The 18,927-nt window shown below is 37.2% G+C and carries 18 protein-coding genes and 1 pseudogene; 12 read left to right on the forward strand and 7 right to left on the reverse strand.

Features of this window, described 5'->3' with window-relative positions:
• Nucleotides 1–8 precede the first annotated feature (8 nt).
• From IGJ18_RS00725 to IGJ18_RS00740, 4 genes are all read left to right on the forward strand, one after another.
• Complete coding sequence (locus tag IGJ18_RS00725) at nucleotides 9–383, forward strand: YlbF family regulator (protein ID WP_010736830.1); 375 nt, start codon at nucleotides 9–11, stop codon at nucleotides 381–383.
• Nucleotides 367–2,979, forward strand: coding sequence for a DNA mismatch repair protein MutS (gene mutS, locus IGJ18_RS00730; RefSeq protein WP_438842730.1), 2,613 nt, complete (start codon nucleotides 367–369; stop codon nucleotides 2,977–2,979). The genes IGJ18_RS00725 and mutS overlap by 17 nt, the downstream gene beginning before the upstream one ends.
• A 63-nt stretch (nucleotides 2,980–3,042) precedes the next feature.
• Nucleotides 3,043–5,142 (forward strand): DNA mismatch repair endonuclease MutL, encoded by a 2,100-nt coding sequence (mutL, locus tag IGJ18_RS00735; RefSeq protein WP_088745094.1) that lies wholly within the window; start codon nucleotides 3,043–3,045, stop codon nucleotides 5,140–5,142.
• 28 nt (nucleotides 5,143–5,170) lie between these two features.
• Entirely contained in the window at nucleotides 5,171–5,728 is a 558-nt protein-coding gene (locus IGJ18_RS00740; RefSeq protein ID WP_438842731.1) for a Maf family protein, read from the forward strand.
• 224 nt (nucleotides 5,729–5,952) lie between these two features.
• On the opposite strand, the pseudogene IGJ18_RS00745 reads toward IGJ18_RS00740, so the two are convergent.
• From IGJ18_RS00745 to treP, 5 genes and pseudogenes are all read right to left on the reverse strand, one after another.
• Nucleotides 5,953–6,094 (reverse strand): annotated as a pseudogene (locus IGJ18_RS00745) (putative holin-like toxin).
• 295 nt (nucleotides 6,095–6,389) lie between these two features.
• Nucleotides 6,390–6,512, reverse strand: a complete 123-nt coding sequence (locus IGJ18_RS00750) for a putative holin-like toxin (RefSeq protein WP_161306430.1) — start codon at nucleotides 6,510–6,512, stop codon at nucleotides 6,390–6,392.
• 313 nt (nucleotides 6,513–6,825) lie between these two features.
• The gene (locus IGJ18_RS00755; RefSeq protein ID WP_080704594.1) at nucleotides 6,826–6,945 is read right to left on the reverse strand and encodes a putative holin-like toxin; all 120 of its coding nucleotides are present in this window, start codon (nucleotides 6,943–6,945) and stop codon (nucleotides 6,826–6,828) included.
• Between the two features lie 319 nt (nucleotides 6,946–7,264).
• Complete coding sequence (locus IGJ18_RS00760; protein WP_161638016.1) at nucleotides 7,265–7,351, reverse strand: putative holin-like toxin; 87 nt, start codon at nucleotides 7,349–7,351, stop codon at nucleotides 7,265–7,267.
• Nucleotides 7,352–7,410: 59 nt separating this feature from the next.
• Complete coding sequence (treP, locus tag IGJ18_RS00765) at nucleotides 7,411–9,396, reverse strand: PTS system trehalose-specific EIIBC component (RefSeq protein WP_438842732.1); 1,986 nt, start codon at nucleotides 9,394–9,396, stop codon at nucleotides 7,411–7,413.
• Nucleotides 9,397–9,629: 233 nt separating this feature from the next.
• Here treP and treR point away from each other — a divergent pair, with 233 nt between their 5' ends.
• The 8 genes from treR to IGJ18_RS00805 all read left to right on the forward strand — a co-directional run bounded on the left by treR (nucleotide 9,630) and on the right by IGJ18_RS00805 (nucleotide 14,947).
• On the forward strand, nucleotides 9,630–10,343 hold the full coding sequence (gene treR, locus IGJ18_RS00770) for a trehalose operon repressor (protein WP_063626425.1): 714 nt from the start codon (nucleotides 9,630–9,632) through the stop codon (nucleotides 10,341–10,343).
• Between the two features lie 77 nt (nucleotides 10,344–10,420).
• Entirely contained in the window at nucleotides 10,421–10,864 is a 444-nt protein-coding gene (gene msrB / locus IGJ18_RS00775) for a peptide-methionine (R)-S-oxide reductase MsrB (protein ID WP_034698687.1), read from the forward strand.
• Nucleotides 10,865–11,171: 307 nt separating this feature from the next.
• Nucleotides 11,172–11,774: a Holliday junction branch migration protein RuvA gene (gene ruvA / locus IGJ18_RS00780; RefSeq protein ID WP_010720373.1), complete on the forward strand. Its 603-nt coding sequence runs from the start codon at nucleotides 11,172–11,174 to the stop codon at nucleotides 11,772–11,774.
• 12 nt (nucleotides 11,775–11,786) lie between these two features.
• On the forward strand, nucleotides 11,787–12,788 hold the full coding sequence (ruvB, locus tag IGJ18_RS00785) for a Holliday junction branch migration DNA helicase RuvB (RefSeq protein WP_010720372.1): 1,002 nt from the start codon (nucleotides 11,787–11,789) through the stop codon (nucleotides 12,786–12,788).
• Between the two features lie 92 nt (nucleotides 12,789–12,880).
• On the forward strand, nucleotides 12,881–13,462 hold the full coding sequence (locus tag IGJ18_RS00790) for a TetR/AcrR family transcriptional regulator (protein ID WP_010720371.1): 582 nt from the start codon (nucleotides 12,881–12,883) through the stop codon (nucleotides 13,460–13,462).
• Between the two features lie 13 nt (nucleotides 13,463–13,475).
• Nucleotides 13,476–13,940 carry a low molecular weight protein-tyrosine-phosphatase gene (locus tag IGJ18_RS00795; protein ID WP_010720370.1) on the forward strand — a complete coding sequence of 155 codons (465 nt, stop codon included), beginning with the start codon at nucleotides 13,476–13,478 and terminating at the stop codon, nucleotides 13,938–13,940.
• A gap of 136 nt (nucleotides 13,941–14,076) precedes the next feature.
• Entirely contained in the window at nucleotides 14,077–14,451 is a 375-nt protein-coding gene (locus tag IGJ18_RS00800) for a hypothetical protein (RefSeq protein ID WP_010720369.1), read from the forward strand.
• A gap of 160 nt (nucleotides 14,452–14,611) precedes the next feature.
• Nucleotides 14,612–14,947: a hypothetical protein gene (locus IGJ18_RS00805; protein WP_178306259.1), complete on the forward strand. Its 336-nt coding sequence runs from the start codon at nucleotides 14,612–14,614 to the stop codon at nucleotides 14,945–14,947.
• Nucleotides 14,948–15,553: 606 nt separating this feature from the next.
• Here IGJ18_RS00805 and brnQ read toward each other — a convergent pair.
• Nucleotides 15,554–16,909 (reverse strand): branched-chain amino acid transport system II carrier protein, encoded by a 1,356-nt coding sequence (brnQ, locus tag IGJ18_RS00810; protein ID WP_010736841.1) that lies wholly within the window; start codon nucleotides 16,907–16,909, stop codon nucleotides 15,554–15,556.
• Nucleotides 16,910–17,316: 407 nt separating this feature from the next.
• A complete protein-coding gene (locus IGJ18_RS00815) occupies nucleotides 17,317–18,672 on the reverse strand; it encodes an amino acid permease (RefSeq protein ID WP_034698690.1) in 1,356 nt (451 codons plus the stop codon).
• Nucleotides 18,673–18,927: the final 255 nt, after the last annotated feature.

Here is an 18,927-nt window from a genome sequence, read left to right on the forward strand (position 1 = left end):
GACATCTTTTGCATAAAGAGCCGAATATTCAACGAGAAGCGGATAAATTAGCTCAACTTTTAAGTGAACATGAAACGATCATCCGCTACCACGAACTAGAGCGAAAAGTACAAACTAGTTCCTATTTAGAAAAGTTAACGGAAGATATCAAATCTGCACAAAAAGAAGCAGCAAACTATGCTTATTATGGGAAAAGAATAGCAGAAAAAGAAGCGAATGGTCGGGTTGAACAATTGACGAAACAATTTGATCAACATCCGATCGTAGTAGCTTATCGGAAACAATTGCTTGAAGCAAATGATTTATTGCATCATTTGACGAAAATGCTGCAAGATGAAATCAATAATTGGATAGAGGAGGAAGACAATGCCTCAAAAAACTAAGAATACTCCAATGATGGAACAATATTTAAGCATCAAGGCCCAATACCAAGATGCTTTTTTGTTCTATCGTTTAGGTGATTTTTATGAATTATTTTATGAAGATGCCATCAATGCGTCTCAAATTTTAGAGTTAACATTAACCAGCAGGAATCGTAATGCAGACGAACCAATCCCAATGTGTGGGGTACCCCATCATGCAGCACAAGGCTATATTGATATTTTAATTGAAAAAGGCTATAAAGTGGCTATTTGTGAACAAGTAGAAGATCCTAAGACCACCAAAGGGATGGTTAAACGTGAAGTGATTCAATTAGTGACACCTGGAACAGTCATGGATAGTAAGGGACTATCTGCTAAAGACAATAATTTTTTGACAGCAATTGTTAGCCAAGGCAACGAATTTGGATTTGCCTATGCTGATTTAAGCACAGGGGAGTTAAAAACTGCTCATTTGTTTGATGAAGAAGCTGTACTGAACGAAACGACGGCTTTGCAAACAAAAGAACTTGTTTTAGGAAATGAAATTAGTGAAAAACTTGCTGAGCAATTAAAGAATCGATTAGGATTAGTTTTCTCAAAACAAGAAACAAGTGAAGAAAATGCAGAGTTTAATTTCTTAACCAGTGAGCTATCCGATCCACTTGAAAAAGAAGTGACCGGAAAATTACTTACTTATTTAGCAGTGACACAAAAAAGAAGTCTTGCGCATATCCAAAAAGCGATCGAGTATCAACCGGATCACTATTTGAAAATGGATTACTATTCTAAGTTTAACCTCGAACTAAGCCAGTCCATACGTACAGGAAAAAAACACGGCACGCTTTTATGGTTGCTAGATGAAACGAAAACAGCTATGGGCGGGCGTTTACTGAAACAATGGCTTGACCGTCCGCTGATTCAACTCAATCAAATCAAGGCACGACAAGAAATGGTAGCTTCTCTTTTGAATAGCTATTTTGAACGACTTGATCTACAAAGTGCATTGACGAAGGTTTATGATTTAGAACGCCTAGCAGGAAGAGTGGCTTTTGGAAATGTCAATGGGCGTGACTTGATTCAATTAAAGACTTCTTTAGAACAAGTACCGCTGATTCGTCAACTGATCGAAGGGATCGATCAAGGTCAGTGGACTGACTTATTGAAGGAAATGCAACCGATGGCTGATCTGGTTCATTTGATTGATCAAGCAATTCAAGAAGACCCGCCCCTACAAATTACTGAGGGGAATATCATTAAAGATGGTTTTAATGATCAGTTAGATACGTACCGTTCTGCGATGACTAATGGGAAGCAGTGGCTAGCAGAGTTAGAAGCAAGAGAACGTCAGCAGACTGGGATTAAAAATTTAAAAGTTGGCTTTAATCGTGTATTTGGTTATTATATCGAAATCACCAAAGCGAATCTGGCAAATGTTGAACTGGAAAAATACGAACGTAAACAAACATTGGCCAATGCAGAGCGTTTTATCACACCAGAATTAAAAGAGTTAGAGACGCAAATTTTAGAAGCAGAAGAAAAGTCTGTTGATTTGGAATATCAGCTGTTTTTAGCAGTGAGAGAAGAAGTCAAAAAAGCGATCAAACCATTACAAATTTTAGCAAAATCAATCAGTACAGCCGATGTTCTGCAAAGTTTTGCTACGATCAGTGAGCGATACCAATATGTTCGTCCTGAGATGGTCTCGGATCGACACCAATTACTGATTCAAGAAGGTCGGCACCCAGTCGTTGAAAAAGTATTAGGACATCAAGAATATATTCCCAATAGTGTGGATATGGCTGAAGATGAAATGATCTTATTGATAACTGGACCAAACATGTCAGGGAAAAGTACGTATATGCGTCAGTTAGCATTAACTGTTTTAATGGCTCAAATGGGGTGCTTCGTCCCTGCGCAAAAAGCGATCTTACCAATTTTTGATCGGATTTTTACCCGGATTGGTGCAAGTGATGACTTGATTGCTGGACAAAGTACGTTCATGGTGGAAATGATGGAAGCCAATCAAGCGTTGCGGCATGCGACACCAAACAGCTTAATTCTTTTTGATGAATTAGGTAGAGGAACTGCGACTTATGATGGAATGGCATTAGCTCAAGCGATCATTGAATATATCCATCAACATGTACAAGCAAAAACGCTCTTTTCTACACATTACCATGAGTTAACAGTTCTAGAGGAAGAATTACCTCAATTAAAAAATGTACATGTAGGAGCTGTTGAAAAAGACGGCGAAGTAGTATTTTTGCATAAGATGATGGATGGCCCAGCTGATAAAAGCTATGGGATCCATGTAGCGAAAATTGCAGGGCTACCTTCTAATTTATTAGCAAGAGCTGCAGATATTTTGCATACTTTAGAATCAGGAGAAGTGAGCCATCATTCCGTGGCTGTTACAAGTGAGCCGCTTGAAGCAATAGCACAACCAGTAACTGATACTGTATCGATAGAACAAGAAGAAACGCAACAACTGTCCTTGTTCAGTGAATTAAGCGATGCCGAAACAGCAGTTATTTCTAAATTGAAACAAATGAATCTGTTAGAAATGACACCAATGGATGCATTGAATCAACTATATGAATTGAAAAAACAGCTGTAAATCAACGATAAATAAGAAGAGTAAGCTAACTATAAATACTATATAGGAAGAAGGCGTAGAATGATGGCGAAAATCCAAGAATTATCAGAACGCTTAGCCAATCAAATCGCAGCCGGTGAAGTTGTCGAACGTCCAGCCTCGGTAGTCAAAGAACTTGTGGAAAATGCCATAGATGCAGGAAGTAGTCAAATCGATATTTTAGTTGAAGAAGCAGGATTAAAAACGATCCAAGTGATTGATAATGGAGAAGGTATTTTGACAGAAGATGTTGAGAACGCCTTTAAACGTCATGCAACAAGTAAAATCCACAATCGTGACGACCTTTTCCGAATTCGTACGCTTGGGTTTCGAGGAGAAGCATTGCCTAGTATTGCTTCTGTTTCAGAGATGACGGTAGAAACAGCCAATCAAGAAGAAACGCAAGGAACCTATTTAGAGCTTAAGGGGGGTGCGGTAATGGAACACCGCCCAGCTCCTTTAAGGCAAGGAACGAAAATCACAGTCAGCAATCTTTTCTTTAATACACCAGCACGCTTAAAATATGTTAAAACGTTGCATACTGAATTAGCGAATATCGGTGATATTGTGAATCGCTTAGCCTTAAGTCACCCGGCAATTGCTTTTCGATTAGTCCATGATGGGAATAAGATGTTAGCAACTTCAGGAAATGGCGAATTGAAACAAACGATTGCCGGAATCTATGGGTTGAATACAGCAAAGAAAATGTTGAAGATTGAAGCGAAAGATTTAGATTTTGAAATCTTTGGTTATATTTCTTTACCTGAAGTGACTCGTGCTAGTCGTAATTATCTTTCAACCATCATTAATGGACGTTTTATTAAAAATTTTTCCTTGAATAAAGCAATTGTAGCCGGCTATGGTTCAAAACTAATGGTAGGGCGATTCCCAATCGCTGTACTGGAAATCAAAATGGATCCATTGTTAGTGGATGTGAACGTCCATCCAACAAAGCAAGAAGTTCGTTTATCGAAGGAACAGGAATTAACTGAGCTAATTACTCAAGCGATTCAAAAAGCATTGGTACAGGAGAACTTAATTCCCAGTGCAGCTGACAACTTGCGATTCAAGAAAAAGGTTGCTGATCAACCAAAAGCGGAACAAATCGAAATTGATTTATCTTACGCTTTTGAAGAAGCGAAACCTAAGAAACCGCAAAGCTTGAATTTTGATCAAACAACCGGAACATTTTTTGTAGCGGAAGAACAAAGCGAGTTTGTGCATGAATCTGTTGATAAGTCTGTGGATAATGTTGAAAACTCTCCTGTATTTTCTGAAGAAACTACTAGTTATCCAGAAAGCAAAAGAAAAACAGTGGATAACTCTGGTGATATTGTTGATAACTATGTAGAAAAACCAGTGGATAAGAGTGAAAATGAGTTATCCACTGTTGAAAACTTTTCCAACGAGCATGAAACAACAGCTGAAGAAGAAACTTCTTCAGAAACAGTTTATCGTGAGGATTTAGCGCTACATCCAGAGTTTGATTTAAGTCAAAATGGGCGCTCATTAGATCAAGCGATTCAGAAATTAGAAAATGAGCAGGTAACACAACGCTTTCCACAATTAGAATATTTTGGACAAATGCATGGAACGTACTTGTTTGCTCAAAGTCAGGATGGCTTATACATTATTGATCAACATGCAGCGCAAGAACGAATCAAGTATGAATATTTTCGAGAAAAAATTGGCGAAGTTTCTAACGATCTACAAGAACTACTTGTGCCGTTTGTATTAGATTATCCCAATAGTGATGCTTTGAAACTGAAAGAGAAAAAACAATTGCTTGAAGAAGCAGGTATTTATCTAGAAGAATTCGGTCAAAATAGTTTTATCGTCAGAGCACATCCTACTTGGTATCCAGCTGGAGAGGAAGAAGCGATTATTCGAGAAATGATCGATATGTTATTAACAACGGGTAGTGTCAGCGTGAAGAAATTTAGAGAAGCCACAGCAATCATGATGAGCTGTAAACGTTCAATCAAGGCAAATCATTATTTGAATGAAGCTCAGGCGAGGGTTTTATTGAAGGACTTAGCCCAATGTGAAAATCCTTTTAATTGTCCTCATGGACGCCCTGTGTTGATCCATTTTACTAATTCAGATATGGAAAGAATGTTTAAACGCATCCAAGATCCACATTAATGAGCCTCATGAAAAGGAGAAGAAACAGATGAAAATTGTGTTAGCTTCGCAGTCCCCTAGAAGAAAAGAATTATTAGGGCGACTGGTTAGTGCATTTGATGTTCATCCGGCTGATATCGATGAAACACCTTTTGTTCAAGAAAAACCTAAAAATTATGTTGAGCGAATGGCAACTGAAAAGGCAAAAGTAGTCAAACATCAATACGATAATGATGTATTGGTGATTGCAAGTGACACGACAGTTGTTTTCAATGATGAGATCATCGGTAAACCAGCGGATGAACAAGAGGCAAAAGCTATCCTTCAAAAACTTAGTGGGAAAACGCATGAAGTATATACAGCCGTGGTGCTGACGAAAGGTGATCAAGAAGAAAAAATCTTAGCACAAGCTAAGGTGACCTTTTATCCTTTGAAAAATAAGGATATCGAAGCCTATTTAGTAACCGGTGATTATATGGATAAAGCTGGTGCGTATGGTATTCAAAGTTTTGCAGGTGCATTTGTTAAAGAAATTCAAGGCGACTATTACAGTATCGTTGGATTTCCAATCGGTGCAGTTTATCAAGGTTTGAAAAATTTTATGTAGCTGCAGTTGACGAAAATCAGAAATTGAAATGGGATCGTTCAAGTTTGTGTCCGCTACTTTCAGTCATATTTAGAATTGCAAAGTGTATGAGTGATTGGTATAATCAAAACGAAAGAGGAGTTGCGACCAACAACTCCTCTAGACAGCACCGCGAAAGACGGTGGCGGTTGAATTTAAATATTCGACAAAGAATAAGAATAGCCAGTCTCCCGCTAAAGTGACGGCTATTCTTTGTCGTTTTTAAGCATAGTGACGATCAAACTGACTAAAGCGATGGTGAACGTACCAAAGCCAAGTATGGTTTGAACGATCTCATATGCGGACAAAAAGCGAACTCCTTTCATAGATTTTAGTACTTATTCCCATAAGCACCACCACCTTTGTGAGAAGTTGCCACCGTCGATCCACTTTACTGTCGAGTTTATTGTAGCATATTATCGCCACGAGAAACGTGTTTTATAAAACATAAAAACGTTATTTTTATTTAGGTTTTTTTAGAGGAATTCTATCTTTACGAAAGTTGTAAATACCTGAAGGAATTGGTATAATGAAAGCGAAAGAGGAGTTGCGTCCAACAACTCCTCTAGACAGCACCGCGAAAGACGGTGGCGAATTAGTTTAATAGTTCAAAAAGAAATAGCTATACTCGCTAAAGTGACGGCTATTTCTTTTTGTCGTTTTTAAGCATAGTAACGATCAAACTGACTAAAGCGATGGTGAACGTACCAAAGCCAAGCATGGTTTGAACGATCTCGTATGCGGACAAAAAGCAAACTCCTTTCATAGATTTAGTACTTATTCCCATAAGCACCACCACCTTTGTGAGAAGTTGCCACCGTCGATCCACTTTACTGTCGAGTTTATTGTAGCACATTGTCGCCACGAAAAACGTACTTTTTAAAACATAAAAACGTTATTTTTATTTAGGGTTTTTTAAGAGGAATTCTATCTTTGCGAAAGTTGTAAATACCTGAAGTAATTGGTATAATGAAAATGAAAGAGGAGTTGCGTCCAACAACTCCCCTGGACAGCACCGCAAAAGACGGTGGCGAATTTTTATTTTACAAAAAATAGCCAGTCTCCTGCTAAAGTGACGGCTATTTTTTGTCGTTTTTAAGCATAGTAACGATCAAACTGACTAAAGCGATGGTGAACGTACCAAAGCCAAGCATGGTTTGAACGATCTCATATGCGGACAAAAAGCGAACTCCTTTCATAGATTTTAGTACTTATTCCCATAAGCACCACCACCTTTGTGAGAAGTTGCCACCGTCGATTCACTTTACTGTCGAGTTTATTGTAGCATATTAGCGCCACGAGAAACGTACTTTTTAAAACATAAAAACGTTATTTTTATTTAGGGTTTTTAAGAGGGATTCTATCTTTAAGAACGTTGTAAATACCTAAAGTAACTGGTATAATAAAAACGAAAGAGGAGTTGCGACCAACAACTCCCCTGGACAGCACCGCGAAAGACGGTGACCGTTTAATCAGATATTTCAAAGAGAAATAGCCAGACTTCGGTTAAAGTGACGGCTATTTCTTTTTGTCGTTTTTAAGCATAGTGACGATCAAACTGACTAAAGCGATGGTGAAAGTACCAACGCTTAAAGAGTAAAAAATAACCTGAAAAAATTCACTAAAAGAATTTTTTCAGGTTATTTTTCATATAGTAGTATTTTTTATTTTAGTTGCGCTTTTCCAATTTGTTCGCTATGACGAACGAGACCTGTTTGATCTAATGTTAAGGCAGCAACTTTTTCATTATTTGTTAATACAACTAAGATGTCCGTTTTCTTCCCAGCCTGCTCAATTGCTGTGAGGTCCATGTCGGCTAGTTGTGTTTTTGGCGAGACTGAATCGCCTTCTTTTACATGGATCGTAAAAGGCAGCCCATTCAATTCGACAGTATCTAGACCCATATGAACGAGAACTTCCAGACCTTCATTAGTTAAAAGACCAATCGCATGTTGTGTATCAAAAATATTTGTTACTTTACCAGCGACTGGAGCATAAACTTTTTCGTTGGAAGGTAGTACAGCATAACCTTCACCCATCATTTTTTGAGCAAAAACAGGATCTGCTACTTCGGTGATTTCCTTGATTTGTCCATCTGCTACAGCGAATAACTCTTCTGTCGGAGCAGAAACTGCTGTTGCATTGGCAGCTTCAAATTTTTGTGGTGAAACGTTGTTTCCATCAGCTGTTTGTAGTTGTAAGCCAGTTGTGTCTTCTACGGGTACAGCAGGATCGATTTTATTTAAGATCCCTTGACGTCTGAAGATTACGGTTAAACCAAATGGAACAATAACTGCAATGATCATAGAAATGATGAACGGAACCCAAGTTTCTGCTTGGATGGCTAGAATACCAGGTAGTCCACCAACACCAATTGCATTAGCACGTACATTCATCAAGTTGGCAAACATTCCAGCTAAACCTGAACCAACCATTGCGGCAACAAATGGGTAAACATATTTTAGATTGATCCCAAACATTGCAGGTTCAGTTACCCCTAGATAACAAGAAATCATTGCTGGAATCGAGATTTGTTCTTCTTTTTTATTTCCGCGATGTAAGAAAATGATCGCAAGAACTGCCGAACCTTGTGCGATATTTGATAAAGCAATCATTGGCCAAAGATTCGTAGAGCCGAAATCGGCAATCAATTGCATATCAATTGCATTCGTCATATGGTGTAAGCCGGTGATTACTAAAGGTGCATATAAGAAACCAAAGACGGCACTAAATAACCAACTGATTGAAGAAGTCAAGCCAGTATTAACAATATTTGAGATCCAACTACCGATTGTCCAACCCACAGGCCCTAAGATGACATGGGCAGCTAAGACTGTTGGTAGTAGAGAGAACAATGGAACAAATATCATAGAAATCGACTGTGGAATATATTTACGGAAGAAAATTTCAAGATAAGCTAACATAAATCCAGCAAGCATCGCTGGAATGACTTGTGCCTGATAACCAATCATATCAACTTGAGCAAAACCAAAATCCCAAAATGGAATATCAGCCGCAGCTGTTGATGCGACACTATAGGCATTTAATAATTGCGGTGAAACTAACGTAATCCCTAAAACAATTCCTAATATTTGTGTAGTGCCCATTTTTTTCGCGATACTCCAAGTGATACCAACTGGTAAGAAATGGAAAATTGCTTCGCCAGGTAGCCATAAAAAGCCGTTTACGCCGTTCCAAAATTGAGAGTGTTCAACAATTGTTCCACCAAGACTTTCAAATTGGATTCCTTCTAATACGTTCCGGAAACCTAAAATCAGTCCCCCTACGATAATGGCTGGAATCAATGGTGTAAAAATTTCTGCCAAAACAGCGATTGCTCGTTGGACAGGGTGGAGATTTTGTTTAGCAGCAACTTTACTTTGCTCCTTGGATACGCCTTCAACACCTGATACAGCAACGAAGTCGTTGTAAAAGGTTGAAACGTCGTTACCAATAATGACTTGGAATTGCCCAGCATTGGTAAACATCCCTTTCATACTAGGAATATCTTCGATTGCTTCTTCATTGGCTTTTTTTGGATCATTTAAGACAAAGCGCATCCGAGTGGCACAATGACTAACTGCAGCAATATTTTCCTTTCCACCAATTTCCTTTAACAGTTTCTCAGCATCTGCTTGGTACTTTGCCATAGGAATAAACCCCTTTCTTTTTAAACTTGTATACACAAGTTATCTTATCCATACTATACTTGTTTCTTCCTACTATTGCAAGCGTTTTACAAGCGAAAAATGAAAAAATGTAATCGTTACACTTGGCTTAGTGTAGGGATATGTGAAAAGAGGGGGCGATTGAAATAACAAAAAAGCTGTAGTATAGTTTATATGCGAATAAAAGAAATTGAATATTAAGTGGAGGAAATGTAATGAATAAATTTAATGAAATTTTTTTAGATTTAGAGCAAAAAATTTTGGATCAACAATACCCTCCGCATACTTTGCTCCCTAGTGAAAATCAGCTGATTCAAATTTATGGTGTTTCACGAGAAACAATTCGAAAAGCGCTTAACCTGTTAACGACTGAAGGTTATATCCAAAAGAAACAAGGAAAGGGTTCGATTGTTTTAGACCGCAATCGATTTGATTTTCCAATTGCAGGATTAACAAGCTACAAAGAATTACAGGAAACACAACGAATCCCAAGTGAAACCATCGTTCAATTAATCGAAGAAACAGAAGTGGACCAATCATTGAGTGAAATAACAGGCTGGAAGAAAAAAACGCCGGTTTGGCATTTGGTTCGTCAAAGGAAAATCAATGGAGAAGTAGTTATATTAGATCGTGATTATTTATTAAAAAATGTGGTACCAACTTTAACAGCAACACAAGCTGCTGGCTCGATCTACGAATACTTTGAAAATGAATTGCAACTAACGATTGCTTACGCCCAGAAAGAAATTACCGTTGAAGAAGTAACTCCTGAAATCGAAGAGATGATGGATCTACATGGAGATCGCTATGTCGTGGTAGTAAGAGGACTGGTTCACCTCGAAGATACAAGGTGTTTCGAGTATACAGAATCAATTCACCGTTTAGATAAATTTCGTTTCGTCGAGTTTGCTAGACGTCGTAAAGTCTAAGCAATTATTACTATGAGCAGAATGTTTGCTTCTGATACTTTTGTCGTTATGATTAAAAGAAAAAGGAGGCGTTTTTAGTGGGCGATTTCAAGAAAAATGAGCGTGATTTAAAAGAGGAATTATCTCCAATTTCATATGCTGTGACGCAAGAAAACGCAACAGAAAGACCATTTAGTGGGAAATATGATGATTTCTATGAAAAAGGGATCTATGTCGATATTGTCAGTGGGGAGCCATTGTTTAGCTCAGCCGAAAAATACGATGCGGGATGTGGCTGGCCGGCGTTCAGTAAACCAATCACTAGAAAAGATATTAAAGAAAAGGCCGACTTTTCTCATGGTATGCACCGAGTGGAAGTGCGAAGCAGTCAAGCAGATTCTCATTTAGGGCATGTATTCAATGATGGTCCTGCTGAAAAAGGCGGACTACGTTATTGCATCAATTCTGCGGCTTTAAAGTTTATTCCATATGAAGAAATGGAAGAACAAGGATATGGAGAATATCTATCACAAGTTGAATAAGGAAGAGCTTTATTTTTGGGTAAAAAATCTTGAGACAATTTTTGATTGTTTCAAGGTTTTTTCTTATTTATCTTTATTGAAGCGTTGTTTCCTGAATATTGATCCTTTGTTTTGAGGAAAGTGCTGAAACTCTGATCGTTCAAATTAAAATCTCTTGCAAAAAATGTTTATCCTAAAAACCTTGATAAACTTACGTTAAAAAGGAGAAGCGTAGCTCGATCTTCTGTTCTCTTTTTTCAAAAGAAAAAGTATGCTACAATGGAAGAAAATATGCGAACATATGTGTGTGAAAGAAAGAGGATAACAGATGTATGAATATCTTACAGGTGTAGTAACCTTTATCAATCCTTATTATTTAGTAATCGAAACAAATGGGATCGGTTATCAAATTGCATTAGGCAATCCCTATCGTTATAGTAGTAAGCTAAACAAAGAAATCAAACTTTACGTCCATCAGGTCATTCGAGAAGATGCACATCTTCTGTACGGATTTGATTCTTTAGAAGAAAAACAATTATTTTTAAGGTTAGTTAGTGTTTCAGGAATTGGACCAAAAAGTGCCTTAGCGATTATGGCTAGTGATGATCATTCAGGATTGATTCAAGCGGTTGAAACAGGGGATGTGACTTATCTGACCAAATTCCCTGGTGTGGGTAAAAAAACAGCTCAACAAATGATTTTAGATTTAAAAGGAAAATTTGGCGAATTAAGTATCGATACGCCCTTCAATTTATTTGATGAAAGTACAGCACAAGATGCGACGGCATTATCAGAAGCAATGGAAGCTTTATCAGCACTTGGATATAGTGATAAAGAGGTCAAGCGGGTCGAGAAACAACTAAAAGAAGTAGAAAATCTCACAACAGATGAATACTTACGCCAAGCTTTAAAATTAATGATGAAAAAATAAGGAGGGAAAATGATGACCGATGAACAGTTATTATCCCCTGAAACGGGCGAGAATGAATTAAGTTTAGAGAAGACCCTCCGCCCACGGTTACTTTCCCAATATATTGGTCAAAAGAAAGTGAAACAGGAACTCAAAATATATATTGAAGCTGCCCGTCACAGGGAAGAGCCGTTGGATCACGTTTTGTTATATGGTCCGCCGGGATTAGGGAAAACGACAATGGCAATGGTGATTGCGAATGAAATGGCAGTCAATATACGAACAACTAGTGGTCCCGCAATCGAGCGACCAGGAGATCTGGTTGCTATTTTAAATGAGTTGGAAGCTGGTGATGTTTTATTTATTGACGAAATTCATCGATTACCTCGTGTAGCAGAAGAGATGCTTTATTCTGCCATGGAAGATTTTTACGTTGATATAATGGTTGGACAAGGACCAACTGCTCATCCTGTTCATTTTCCTTTACCACCTTTTACATTAATTGGCGCAACAACTCGTGCAGGTATGCTTTCAGCGCCACTTCGTGATCGATTTGGGATCATTTCTCATATGGAATATTATGAAGAAGCTGATTTAAGAGAAATCGTGATTCGTTCTGCTGATATTTTTCAAACAGAGATCATTGAAGAAGGTGCACTGGAAATTGCTAGACGTTCAAGAGGAACACCACGGATTGCTAACCGCTTGTTAAAAAGGGTACGTGATTTTGCACAAGTACAGGGAGATGGCAAGATCAATCAAACCATTGCCGATCAAGCATTAACGTTGTTACAAGTCGATCAGGCAGGTTTGGATTATGTCGATCAGAAACTATTACGTACGATGATTGAATTATATGGTGGCGGACCGGTTGGATTGAGTACGTTATCTGTCAATATTGGTGAAGAAAGAGAAACTGTTGAAGATATGTATGAACCTTTTTTGATCCAAAAAGGTTTCTTGAAACGGACACCTCGTGGAAGGATCGCCACACCATATGCCTATGAACATTTTGGATATGATTATCAAGTATAAAAAAGGATACTTGAATCGACTGTCCATATAAATACTTTTTCAAGAAAATCGTAGAACTAGAAGTCTTTGTAAAGAAGATAGGAGATGATGAGATGGGCGATACACCGCATACTAAGCAATTGATTAAAAACGTATTGATTGATTTATGTCAAAAGCAGTCTTTTCAAAAGATCAGTGTACAGAAAATCGCCCATGAGGCAGGCATCAATCGCCAAACATTTTACTACCATTTTACAGATAAATACGATTTGTTGCGATGGGTGTATTACGAAGATTGTTTATGCTATTTAGATCCTCATTCTCTTTCTTTAGACAACTGGGAAGAGCAAGCATTAAAAATGTTGAAGGCAATTGCTGCACAAAAAGAATTTTATGCGAACACTGTTACCTCTGACCAAGAAATACTGCAAAAAGAGTTTACTGCTGTTATCCAGCAATCATTTATTAAGATTTTTGATCAAATGGATGAAGAAAAGCAGTTATCAAAAGCGGACAAATTGTTTTATGCTCGTTTTTTTTCTTATGGATGTAGTGGGGTTCTAATCAATTGGATTACACATGATTACGAAGAGACGCCTCTAGAAATCGCCGTCCAATTGTTCCGCTTAGCCAAAGATACAGAATTATATTCCTATCGGTTGTATGCAAAAGAAGAGCTGGAAACAAATGATTAGAAGGAGAGCAAACATGACGAAAGTTTTATTTGTATGTCTAGGAAATATTTGCCGTTCACCAATGGCAGAAGGTTTGTTGAAGAAAATGGTAGCTGAAGACGGACAATCTGATCGATTTTTGATTGATTCTGCAGCGACAAGCACTTATGAAGTGGGGCGTTCACCTCATAAAGGAACAAAGAAAATTTTAGAAAATGAGAACGTGGATACGAGTCAAATGATTGCACGCCAAATCACAGAAGAAGATTTTCAACGATTTGATTGGATCATTGGCATGGATCAATCTAACGTAGAGGATTTACAACGGATGGCACCGACCGACGCACAACATAAGATCCATTTATTTTTAAGTCGGGTTCCTGGAAAAGAAACACAAAATGTTCCTGATCCATACTATACCGATAACTTTGATGAAACTTACCAATTATTGACTGAAGGGCTCAAGTATTGGATGCAAGAATGGAAAAAAGATAAATAAAATAACGATATATCTATATAGGTAACGCTTTCTTTTTGTTGCTCAGTATAGATAATATTCTTGTTATTTCGTTAAATCTTAGGTAGAATATAGTTAATTAAGTAACACTTTCTTAGCTAAAGGAGGAGTGCATTCAATGAACGAAGAAACAGTATCACCAATGAAGAAATTGACCAAGTTAGTCACGCATACGTCGTATCAGCTTTTTGATTCTTTTGTAAATGACACTGAAAAAATAGCAGAGAATGTACGTTTGCAAGGAAAGTTTGTTTTAGAGCTGCAAAAAGCAGCTACTCAACATAGTTTAGTGATTTTACAAGTAAGAGCCAATCGAAAAAGTAATAAGTACGAAACGATTTCAGGCTGGGTAGCTACAAAAAATGTTGAAAAAGAAGTAGTCATGATTCGCCTACAAAACAAGGAACAACAAATACGAATGGTTCCAATTGATCAAATCGAAAAAATCACCAGTCTTTCTCCAGCAGGAGATCAAGAGCGGTTATCTAAATAGAAGCAAAAAAAGCGATGGAATAGATTCTTCATTTTCCGTCGCTTTTTGCTTTTTTTCATATGATGTTGGCGAAGAGAAAACTTAAAATCAATACTAGAGCAGTACATAATTAAGTCATGAGGATAGATGGATTTTATCAATCAATAGAGAGGTGTTATGGGTGCCAAAGAATCGTTTGATTAATTATATGACCAAAAATTGGAAGATAGCCGGATGGAATATATTTGATTCTTTATTCCTTTCTGCAGCTGCAATCGTTGTTTCTTTAAATATAGTGTTCGTCCTATTTCCAGATTTGGATAACTATTATACAAACGCATTAAATTTATTTTTGATTGGTCTGATGATGGTGTTTGTTGGCTTGGGAGAATCAGTAAAATCTAAAGTTGGAAAACGAATCGATGTCTTAGTTGGCAGTGTTTGGGTAATTTATTTCTGCCTCTATTACTTTACAGGTTTTCATAATCCTACTTGGATGAATTGGCATTTTTTTTGATACGATAAAACGAAAACCAAGAATGATACTTTGAAAAATTGGTAAGACTATTAGGAATGACAAAAGCTGGCTAGTTGGTGATAGATAAACTAAAACACAAAATGGTTGAGACAAAACTATTTTTCAGGTTTGTCTCAGCCAGTTCTAGTTCAATAAAAAAGTCCTGCTAGCCGGGGAGCTAGCAGGATAAGGAGTTAAAAATGAAAAAGTGTTGTTAGGGTTGTTTGTTGGTATGCTTATATATTACTCAGGAGTTGTGAATTTTTTGTGACGAAAGTTTTTGGAAGTTGGTAATTTTTTTAGGAAAATATATTTCTGCTAGCCATTTGACTAAATAGTTAAATACATCCAATGGATTCATTCAAAAAGTAATTTTGTCAGTTATCTGTTGATTCTAATGACTTAGTAAAAAATTCAGAGCCGAAAATAGAAGTAAAATACACAGGTTCCTTCTTGTATATATAAATAGAGCATATTTGAAGCACTTTTCCACTGTTAGATGCAATCTAATAATGGAAAGTTACTTCAAATATGCTCTGTTCATTTCACAGAAGTGATGATAGCACACCGTTCCTTCTTTTAGAAGAATGATCGTTCTAGATGCCGTTACTCTACAACAGGTGTTTCTTTTTTAACCATACTCCAAATCAAGCCAATTACTAAACCAATCAATGCTGGGACGATCCAACCCATTCCTAATTTAAAGAATGGCAGATAATTCGTTGCGAAGTCTAACAACGTTTTGACAAAGCTGGTTTGCTTGATTCCGTCTGGGCAAGCATTTAAACCGTCTAAAATTGAAGCAATTAGTGTAAAATAAGTGGTCATGCGGTAAACAGCAGGACGTTGTTTAAACAATGGACCCACAAGAACGAGTAAGATCAAGGTCATTGCTAAAGGATAAATAAACATCAAGACAGGTAGTGAAATTTGGATGATATTTGTCAATCCCACAGTAGCGACCAAACAAGCAAGTGCACTAGCTAGTGTCACAAATACAATGTAATTTCTTTTAGGAAAAAGATCAGTAAAGGTTTCTGCAAAAGCAGTGATTAGTCCAATCCCTGTTTTTAAGCAAGCAAGGATCACAATAAGAGCCAGCAAGATGCTGCCATAAGTTCCTAAATAATGATCTGCGATTTGCGCTAAGGCGATCCCGCCATTTGAACTTAAAGCAAATCCACCGAGACTCATTGTTCCCACATAAGCAAGTAATGTGTAGATGATTCCCATCAAAACGATACTGATTGCACCAGATTTGATCGTATCCTTAGCAATCTCAGAAGGCTTTGTTACACCCATATTGCGAATCGTAGTAACAATAAGGATACCAAATGCTAAGGCAGCAAGTGCATCTAACGTATTATATCCTTGAGTAAAACCAGTAAAGAAAGCATGTTCTTGATAACTAGGTTGGACAGTAGCTTGATCGATTGCACCCAATGGATGAATAAAAGCAAGTACCAACAAGATTCCTAGTAAAATCAAAAAGGCAGGATTAAGGAATTTTCCTACATAATCAAGGATTTTAGTAGGCCGTCTGGATAACCACCAAGCAGTGAAGAAAAATAAAATACTAAAAATAACTAAAAATACATGTTGTTGCTTGGCTTGGATAAATGGAGCTAAACCAATTTCAAAAGAGGTAGTTGCTAATCTTGGTAAGGCGAAAAACGGTCCGATGACGAGGTAAAGCAAAACAGTAAAAACCAAAGCATATTTTTTGCCGATCCGTTCTGCTAATTCATAAACCCCTGATGTTTTTGAAACACCGATGGCAATTACACCTAAAAAAGGTAGTCCGATCCCAGTTACTAAGAAGCCAAGATTGGCCCAGAAAACGGCAGAGCCAGATTCTTGTCCCATGTGAACGGGAAAAATCAAATTACCAGCACCAAAAAATAAACCGAATAACATTGAACCGATAAACATACTTTCTTTGAACGTCAATTTTTTTGTCATAGATTTCTCCTTTACTTATTTATACTTTTTTTAAAGTAACAAAAATAACGTAGTTTAGCAATGTTTTTCTAATCAAATAATGAGTATAAAGTATTGATCTTGAGTTGAAATAATCATTATATCCTGAGTGGTTCTGTGAGAGAGTAATTGAAGGGGAGATGTTCTATAAGTAATTGACCAAAAAATCTGGAGGCTGAGCCAAAACTTGCCTCAGTCGCTTCTAGAAGCTCTAAAACCGAATAAATGGTGAGACAAAAGTGGCATCTTCGGAAATTCCTTCTTATTCTTGATGCGAAACACTTTTGTCTCAATCTCATATTCTAAAGATTTTTTGCGGCTTATAAAAAAGAGAGTCCTAACATACTTTTATCAATCTATTTTTTTTAGTATGGATTGTTGTCTGTATTTCAAAGTGATTGTTTCTCGTATTTCATTCGATAAATGATCAATAACCCAATAAACCAAACAGGAGTTAAGAGTAAGGCAATACGTGTGTCTTTGCCAAGAAATAAAACTAGACAAATGAAAATCATGTAGGCAAAAACAAGAAAATTACTATAAGGATAAAAAGGCATTTTGAACGTATGCTCTTTTTTACCTAACATACTTTTACGATATTTTAAGTGAGTGTAAACGAGTATTCCCCAGATAAATAAAAAGCAAGTAGTCGCAATACTGCTGACGAGTGTAAATACTTCACTAGGCATCACATAATTTAGGATAACGGAAATAAAAATCACAATAGTTGAAAAAACTAACGCATTTCCTGGTACACGGTGAGAAGTCAACTGACGGAATTTTTTAGGCGCGCTACCTTCTTGTGAAAGAGAGCGTAACATACGTCCTGTACTGTAGATCGCGCTGTTACAAGCAGAAGCCGCAGCACTCAATACGACTAAATTAATCAAAGATGCGGCTATGGTGATCCCGATTTCTGAAAACACTTCGACAAATGGGCTGTTGTTCGCATCTAAGCTATTCCAAGGATAGATAGACATGATAACGAACAAAGAACCAAGGTAAAAAAGAATGATTCGAATAGGAATATTATTGATAGCTTCGGGTAAGACTTTCTCAGGGTTTTTGGTCTCACCAGCAACCAAACCGACTAATTCGATTCCTGTAAAGGCAAATGTGACCATCTGAAAGGAAAGAATGAATCCTTTCGTACCAGTTGGGAAAAAGCCGCCATGTGACCAGAGATTGGTGATACTAGCAGGTCCAGCACTTGTTTTGTAATGGGTAAGAATCATGTAAATACCAACGATAATAAATGCAATAATGGAAACGACTTTGATCAAAGCAAACCAAAATTCTAATTCACCAAATAATGAAACAGCCACCATGTTTAAACCAAGCAGTAAAATCAGAGCGATCAATTCAGGAAGCCATTGTGGGACTCCTGGAACCCAGTAACGGACATACATCCCGATCGCTGTCAAATCCGCCATAGCGATCGCAACCCAACAAAACCAATAAGTCCAACCTGTTACGAAAGCAACTTTTTTTCCAAGATATTCTGCAACAAAATCAAGAAATGAATGATTATTTGTATTAGATAATAAAAGTTCACCTAAGGCACGCATAATAAAGAAACAAACGCACCCGGTAATAAGATAAGCCAGTAAAATAGAGGGACCAGCTAATTGAATCGTTTTTCCTGCTCCTAAGAAAAGACCTGTTCCGATCGCACCACCAATCGAAATCAATTGAACGTGTCTATTCTTAAGTCCACGCTGTAGTTCTTGTTGCTCTTCAACCATTGTTTAATCATCCTAACTAAAAAATTTGATAATTTCTATATTAATAGAATTTTCTAAAAATTACAACTTAATTCAGAAAATATTCAAAAATTCATTTTCAAACAAATGCAATCAGACCAATCAATCTAAGAAGAGAGGACTGATCGACTGATGAATTAATGAATGGTGTTCAAATAGATTGCAGATAAACATGAGAAAATAGTGAATCATTTCCCAAAAAAGGAAAAGCCTTTATCAAAACGAACCTGTCGTTTC

The sequence above is a fragment of the Enterococcus sp. AZ078 genome, from assembly GCF_051714985.1.
GTDB lineage: Bacteria > Bacillota > Bacilli > Lactobacillales > Enterococcaceae > Enterococcus_B > Enterococcus_B hirae.